Here is a 7,804-nt window from a genome sequence, read left to right as displayed (position 1 = left end):
TTATCATGTGGTTTATCTATAGATGTACCGTATCTATACTTAATCTTTGAATATGATGCAAATCATAGTTAGCTTAAGGTTTAGTTTAAGGTGTGATGTAGTACATCTATATAGTACATTTATAGTTCTATGTAGCATATATACATAGATACAACTGATATCTTAAAATTATAAAGTACAAAAATTTAACTTCTGAAAAATAATAATTTCATTAAATAAATTAACTAGTCTAAGGAGTTAATCTTTCTACCTAAGAATATAAAAATATAATTCCCCATAAGCTACATGTAAAAGAAAAAGCCTAGAAAAACTAGGCTTTTAGGAGGTTAAAGCACTTAGAGCCTCAAAGGCATCTTCCTTACTTTTAAAACCTTCATTAGTTATATTATCTTTTTCATCATGTCCTCCATAACCTTTTCTATAAATGTCTCTCTCTTTCTCTGTGGGGATCTTAGTTATAGGAGTACTACTTATGTCTTCATCTTTATTTTCAATTATAAGTTTACCCTCTCCATCAGCTTTAAATATAGCAAAAAATTCTTTACCCTTATCCTCATATACACTTATATAATATCTATTGGGGGTGAACCTTCTCTCAAATACATATCCATCACTATTAGAAAATCTATAATAATATCCTAAATCTTGATAATAACTTTGAAGAGAAGCTAAATCATACTTTCCTTGTAGCTTATCCATTATATCTTTAAATAAAACACTGGACTCCTTAATAGAATCTCCATTTTTATTTTTAATGTAAAGATTTATTTTTGCATCAGAACTTATAAGCTCTTTAGCAGAGGTTTGAACAGTTTCTTCACTTCTCAACTTCTCATTTCTTTGTTGTAATTTTATAGTGGTAAAATAAAAGCTTATAAAAAATAGACATACTATTAAAATTAATCCCGTAAAAAATATAAATAAGTTCTTTTTTCTTTCCATGAATAATCACCTCATGGGAAATTATGTCCATATATTACAAAAATTATACATAATTGTTTGAATATTTTTATCATCCCAAGACTCCCCTATATAATTTTGTATAAAATTGATTTATACTTTAGTACAAGCTTAAAAATAAATTATAAGAGGTGATTTTTTGAGTAAAAGTATAAAAATATCTATATTATTAGCTTTAGCTTTATCTTGTGGAAGTGGTGCATACGTATATTCAAATAAAAAGGCACCTGAAAATCCTACAACTACTATAGAAGCATCAAAAGAAGTAGGACAAGCTGAAGAAACAGTATCTGAAGAGGCTAAAATTGAAGATGAGAAGGTTATTCCTTCTGAAAATAAAGAAGTTCCAGCTAATAATGTTAACAATATGGAGAATACTGGTGTAAGAAAACCAATCAATAAAAAACCTAATTCTTCAAATTCTAATGGATCTACTGCTAACAATAATACTAGCAAGAATCCATCAACTACTAAACCTAATACTAACACAAATACTAATACTGAAGCTAAAACCCCAGCTGCTCCTGCTCAAAACTCTACAGCTAGCAGCGAAAACTACCCTAGTAATTTACCAAAGATTCCAAGCAAATACTCTGTGGAATTTTTATCTAGTGTAGAAAATAAGATTTTAGAACTATGTAATGTAGAACGTTCTAAAGCAGGACTTGCTCCTCTAACTATGGACAATACAATGAGACAAGCTGCTAGATATAAAGCTGAGGAAATGCTACAATATGGTTACTTTGATCATAATTCTCCTCACACTGGAAGTCCTTTTGATTTATTAAAGGCATTTAACGTGAAATATAATGCTGCTGGAGAAAACATTCAATACAGCATGGGCCGTGATAAAGCCTCTGTAACTGCTGAATATATAGTTAATAACTGGATGAACTCTCCTGGTCATAAAGCTAACATATTAAATGGAAACTATAAGCGTATGGGAATTGGAGTTGCTTTCTCTCCTAATGGAAATAGAGCTTATGAATCTCAATTATTTGCAAACTAATTTAGCATAATAATATAGAAAAAAGACCCATGATTTATTTATAAATCATGGGTCTTTTACTCATATCATGTTTAAAAATCTATTTAATTAAAATTTTAAAATCATCAAATCCATTCTATCCATTGATAAATTATTGTAAAATTAAAATAGGATTAGTTATTCCTATCATATAAACTTCATAGGGAACTAAGAGTCACTAAGCTTACATAAAAATTTAAATTCCAGTAGATCCAAATCCACCTTCTCCTCTTTTTGTTTTTGTTAAATTTGAAACTTCTTCCACTTCTAAGGTTAGAACTTCCTTAATAACCATCTGCGCTACCTTCATTCCTACTTCAACTTTAAAATCTTCATTACTAAGATTAATTAATATTATTCCTATTTCTCCTCTATATCCCTCATCTATTGTACCTGGTGTATTTAAAACAGTTATACCATGTTTTAAAGCAAGACCACTTCTTGGTCTTATTTGAGCTTCAGTATTTTTAGGAAGCCCTATTTTTATTCCAGTATGAATTAACTTTCTTTCCATAGGTTTTATTGTAACTTCTTCCACTGAAAATAAATCCATCCCCGCATCCCCTTCATGGGCCTTAAAAGGTATTATAGCTTTTTCGTTAATCTTCTCTATTAATAATTTCATAAATTTAATCTCCTTTGTATGTCTATCTTTCATTTATTTTAAATGTATACTGTTTTAGTGGTTGATTTATAGCTTAAAAATTTAAAAATAGATAAACTCTAGCAATATACTTAACCCTATTAATAACATTAAAATCACATAGGGCCTAAATATATGCTAGAGCTTAATAATTATTATAACTAAATATATGTTAAATGGTTTAAATTCTGTATTAAATAAATCATTATAATTTTAAAAACTATAAAGTATTTATTTAACTATTTTTATTTCTTATTACTCATCCCATCCTTCTGGGAACTCAGCATTATGGTAAACATTCTGAACGTCATCATCGTCCTCCAGCATATCTAGCATCTTTTGGAAACTAGTAGCTGTCTCTTCATCTATAGATGTATAAGTATCTGGTATCATTTTAACTTCTGCATCTAAGAATTCTACACCATTTCCTTCAAGATTTTCACGAACTTTTCCAAAATCCTCTGGGGAAGTTGTAACTACATAAACCTCTTCTTCAGCTACAAAGTCCTCTGCTCCTCCATCTAATGCCATCATCATTAATTCATCTTCATCTAGGTCATCATTCTTTTCTATGATGATTTCACCCTTCTTTTGGAACATGAAAGATACGCAACCGTTAGACCCCATATTTCCACCATACTTTGAAAATCCGTGTCTTACATTACTTGCACTTCTATTTTTATTGTCTGTTAAAACTTCTACTATAACAGCTATTCCAGATGGACCATATCCTTCGTAAACTATTTCTTCATAGGTTACAGATTCTAATTCTCCAGCTGCCTTTTTTATAGCTCTTTGTATTGTGTCTAAAGGCATATTAGCTGCCTTTGCCTTTGCAACTACGTCTCTTAATTTTGGATTAGCATCAAGGTTTGATCCTCCTGTTTTTGCTACTACCATTATTTCTTTACCTATCTTTGTAAATATCTTTCCTCTTTTAGCATCAACCTTACTTTTTTTAGCCTGTATATTATGCCACTTTGAATGTCCTGACATGTTTCTACTTCCTCCTATACTATGAATATATTATAAAGTAATCCTAATGTCCAATATAGGGTTTTCAGCTTAAATTTAAAATTATACATGAACTTAGATCTTTGAAAGTTAGATATATTAAGTAAGATATATAATAAATTTTAAGTTAGAAATCCTATAATATTTTTAAAAACCTAGAAAAACTTATTTAGGAGCATATCAGTTGCAATACTAGCTTACTTAAGATATGCTAGCCTTGCAACTAATAGCTATTATTAAAACGCCCTAAAATTTCAAAGAATATTATACCATAAAATATTTAAATCTTTCAACTTGCTTATATGATAGAATAAAGACGATACCCCTCTTTAAAGTATATTCCCTCTCCTGTTCTCTCTATAATTATTTTACCATTAGTTGACTCTATAAGCTCTCCTCTTATCTTATCTTCTACGTGCTCTTCACAAAGTATATAAATAGTAACCTTATCCGTATACTCTGAGTCTTCAATATGCCAATTATTTTCCATACAAACATATTGAACCTTCCCTAAAAGATCATAATCCATAGTTATTTTTAAGGTTACTCCTTTTACCTTTTCCACAATACCAGCTTCTTTTATAGCTACGCTAGCTCCTTTAGAATAAGCCCTAACTAAGCCCCCTGTTCCAAGAAGTATTCCTCCAAAATACCTAGTAACAACAATACAGCAATCCGTAAGATTGTTCTTCTTTATAACTTCAAGCATAGGTATTCCTGCTGTCCCTTGAGGTTCTCCGTCATCTGTATATCTTTGAATCCCCATATTTTCTCCTATTATATAGGCATATACATTATGGGTAGCTTGCTTATGTTTATTTTTTATTTCATTAATAAAAGCTCTTGCTTCTTCTTCAGTAGTGACTCTTTTTATATGTCCTATAAATTCTGATTTTCTTTCTTCAAATTCTCCTATAGCCCTTTCCTTTTTTATAGTAATATATGCCATGGCTACTCCTCCATTACTTCATTTATTATATCTATTCCTTCTTTAATTTTATCTATACTGGTTTGAGAGTATCCTATTCTAAAATATTTTAGTCCTTCTAATTCATTCTTAAAAAACATAACTCCTGGAGTTATTATAACTCCTTTTTTTCTACATTTTAAAAATAGTTCCTTAGAATCTATGTCTACGTCGTCTTTTATTCTTATAAAAAAGTTAAGTCCTCCTCCTGGACTCATAAACTCTACCTTAGAATAAAGCTTTTCTCTTATATACTTCTCCATGAAAAAATATCTTTTTTCATATTCTCTTATAAGATTTATCATGTACTCTCTCCAAAGTCCATTTTCTATATAAAGAGCTAGGGTTCTTTGCATAAGAGATGATGTGGATATATCTGTGTTGATTTTAGAATTTTGAATTACTTCCTTAAACTTTCTAGGAGTTATGACATATCCTATTCTTATCCCTGGCAAAAATATTTTTGAGAAACTCTTTACATATATAACTCTATTGTTTATATCCAAAGACTTAAAACTATTATAAGTTATTTCATCATGGAATATAAGTTCTGATAAATAATCATCTTCTAGTATATAAAAATCATATTTTTCAGCTAGATTTAAAAGCCTTTTCTTCTTTTCTATGCTATAGGATGCCCCTGTTGGATTCTGAAAATAACTCATGGTATAGAAACATTTTATTCTATTCTTTTTTAATATTTCCTGAAGCTTGTCTATATTAACTCCATCCTCTTCCATATCTATCTCAAATATATTCGCCCTTCTCCAGTTAAAAACCATCATAGCTCCATTATAAGTAGGTTTTTCAATAACTACATTGTCATTTACATTTATAAGAGCTTTTGCTATTATATCAATTCCTTGTTGAGCTCCAGATACAATTAAAATATCATCAACATCCAAGGAATTGTCCCAAAACTCTTTATTAATTACATCTCTAAGTCCTCTAAAACCTAAGGACTCCTGATACATTAAGGCTTCTGCCCCATCTCTGTCTAAAACCTTATTTATAAGATATTTAAAATCTTCTACAGGAAAATAAGAACTACTAGTACTTTCTCCAGAAAAATCTATGCTATTTCTTAATTCTTCAATGGAGAGCTTTTTAAAGGTCTCTCTATACTCTTTCCTAAATATTTTTCCAAGAACTTTTCTTTTAGCATAGGTTCCACTCCCCATCTTTTGAAAGGCATATCCTTCACTCTCTAACCTTTTATAGGCATTAACTACAGTAATGTTATTTACCTTAAGCTCCTTTGACAACATTCTTATTGTTGGAAGTTTCTGTCCATCCTCTACTTCACCCTTATCTATTAACATCTTAATATGCCTATATAGTTGTATATATTTAGGTGTATCTTCTATAAATTCAATTATAAACTTGTCCATAAAATTCCCTCTTTACTTCTAAAATCCAGTTCTTCTAATATTATAGGATTCCATCTTTAATATCAAAAATATACATTGATAAAATAGTCCACATTAAAGGAATCTTGAGGAGTATATATTAAAGCTTCCTATAGAATCCCTATAGCATCGAAACTCTTCCAAGTATTAATCATAGAAGAACTTATAACCTGTTTATAATGCTTTATCTCCTACCTAAACTCATAGGAGTCTACATCTATATCCATTAAATTATATATATCTTAATTATATATTTTAAAACTAACCTTATGTTTTATAAAATAATTTTAATATTTATATATGATATGAGTTCTCCTTAAACAAGAAATTGTCTTCTTTAGTCTTATACTCCCTTACCTCTCTCTTTATAATATTCCTTTTAAATAATTCCTTTAATATCTCCTCCATTTCAATATTAAAGTCTTTAAATATAGGAAAATTCCTCATTTCTTCAGCACTTAAGGAAGTTTTTTGCTCCTTTAAGAATTCTACTAAGAAACTGGTACTTGCTTTTAAAAGTTCATCTATTCCTCTTTCTATAAAAACCATGGTATCTTTCACCACTTCATCTCCGTCATTTTTATAAAAAAATAAATTTTCTAATGTAATCTTAAACTCCATATTAGAATCTGCTGCCATAGATAGAGCATCTTTACTAGTCATATATCCTAAAGAATTAACATAAAGCTTTGAGAATTCCTCCATAGATCTTACTGCACTTAAAAATGCTGTATATCTCCCACCTTTATATATATACTTTTTACATACCTTTAACTCCTTCAATAACTTCCCAAGATATACCAGAGATAATCTATCTTTATCGATATCTTTAAAATATCTTCCACTATTATATTTATCTGTAATATAGCTATCCCTTGAAAAAACTAATCTTGATGTGAAAAATCTACTATAAAAACCATCTGCTCTATTGTTACCATCCACTATCTCTATAAAACTCTCTTTATTCATAAGCTTTATATGTACTGGTATGTCTCCCTCTTCTAAATATATATTCTCTATTCTCTCTGGATTTTTATCACATATAACAAAAAAGTCTAAATCAGATTCCTCCCAAAGATCACCTGTTACAAGACTTCCAAAAACTAATACCGCCAGTACATCATTATTTTTCTTTAAATCATCTACTATGTTATTAAATACCTTTTGATAATTTATTATAGTTTTTACCACATTACACTCCCCCATTTATTTACAAAATCATTACCTTATTATATATCTATTTTAATTTTTATTTCAATGGTTAAATAAATATTTCAGTTATATTTACAAGATTTTCTTCATTACATTTATTACAATGATATAAATGTATGCATTCTCCACTGTTGTTTATCTCCGCTTCAGCACTATAGCTATCATAATACTGAGAATTCCTTCCCATATCCTCCATAAATTCTCCACATCTTTGGCATGTAACATGTTTTGTGCTTATACTATTACAAATAGGACATAACTTTTCCATAAGTTCCTATACTGCTTAAAATATGATTAAACATACTCTATTAAAAATATTCATAATTTTGTAATTATAGTTATTCTATATGTATATTTTCCTTATAGATTTAAACCTATATATTGGTTGTTTATTTATCCATATTTTATATAATAGCAGCTCCTCCTTTTTAATATTATTTTTTAATTTAAACCCTTGTATTTCCTTATTCACTGCTAATGCTATATTGCTATGTATAAACAAATATCTTATATCTCCTTGTGAACACCTTAAAATCTATAACTTTCAAGAATTTAAGTGTAAACATAAGTTA

At 28.9% G+C, this 7,804-nt stretch carries 8 protein-coding genes; 1 reads left to right on the top strand and 7 read right to left on the bottom strand.

All coding sequences use genetic code 11. From position 1 onward, the window contains the following. Positions 1–318: 318 nt before the first annotated feature. Complete coding sequence (locus tag AB2369_RS09335) at positions 319–942, bottom strand: hypothetical protein (RefSeq protein ID WP_367666214.1); 624 nt, start codon at positions 940–942, stop codon at positions 319–321. A gap of 157 nt (positions 943–1,099) precedes the next feature. Here AB2369_RS09335 and AB2369_RS09330 point away from each other — a divergent pair, with 157 nt between their 5' ends. Next, on the top strand, positions 1,100–1,969 hold the full coding sequence (locus tag AB2369_RS09330; RefSeq protein WP_367666213.1) for a CAP domain-containing protein: 870 nt from the start codon (positions 1,100–1,102) through the stop codon (positions 1,967–1,969). Between the two features lie 214 nt (positions 1,970–2,183). Here AB2369_RS09330 and dut read toward each other — a convergent pair whose 3' ends face one another. The 6 genes from dut to AB2369_RS09300 form a co-directional block, all read right to left on the bottom strand. Further along, entirely contained in the window at positions 2,184–2,612 is a 429-nt protein-coding gene (dut, locus tag AB2369_RS09325) for a dUTP diphosphatase (RefSeq protein ID WP_367666212.1), read from the bottom strand. A gap of 273 nt (positions 2,613–2,885) precedes the next feature. Then, entirely contained in the window at positions 2,886–3,626 is a 741-nt protein-coding gene (locus AB2369_RS09320; RefSeq protein WP_367666211.1) for a YebC/PmpR family DNA-binding transcriptional regulator, read from the bottom strand. Positions 3,627–3,942: 316 nt separating this feature from the next. Beyond that, positions 3,943–4,593 (bottom strand): YigZ family protein, encoded by a 651-nt coding sequence (locus AB2369_RS09315; RefSeq protein ID WP_367666210.1) that lies wholly within the window; start codon positions 4,591–4,593, stop codon positions 3,943–3,945. Positions 4,594–4,595: 2 nt separating this feature from the next. Next, complete coding sequence (locus AB2369_RS09310; protein ID WP_367666209.1) at positions 4,596–6,002, bottom strand: PLP-dependent aminotransferase family protein; 1,407 nt, start codon at positions 6,000–6,002, stop codon at positions 4,596–4,598. Positions 6,003–6,314: 312 nt separating this feature from the next. Beyond that, positions 6,315–7,211: a nucleotidyltransferase domain-containing protein gene (locus AB2369_RS09305; protein WP_367666208.1), complete on the bottom strand. Its 897-nt coding sequence runs from the start codon at positions 7,209–7,211 to the stop codon at positions 6,315–6,317. Positions 7,212–7,281: 70 nt separating this feature from the next. Continuing rightward, a complete protein-coding gene (locus AB2369_RS09300) occupies positions 7,282–7,500 on the bottom strand; it encodes a hypothetical protein (RefSeq protein ID WP_367666207.1) in 219 nt (72 codons plus the stop codon). Positions 7,501–7,804: the final 304 nt, after the last annotated feature.

The sequence above is a fragment of the Clostridium sp. genome (assembly GCF_040797585.1).
In the GTDB taxonomy this organism is placed as follows: domain Bacteria; phylum Bacillota; class Clostridia; order Clostridiales; family Clostridiaceae; genus Clostridium_Z.
This window is presented reverse-complemented; position numbering and strand designations above follow the sequence as displayed.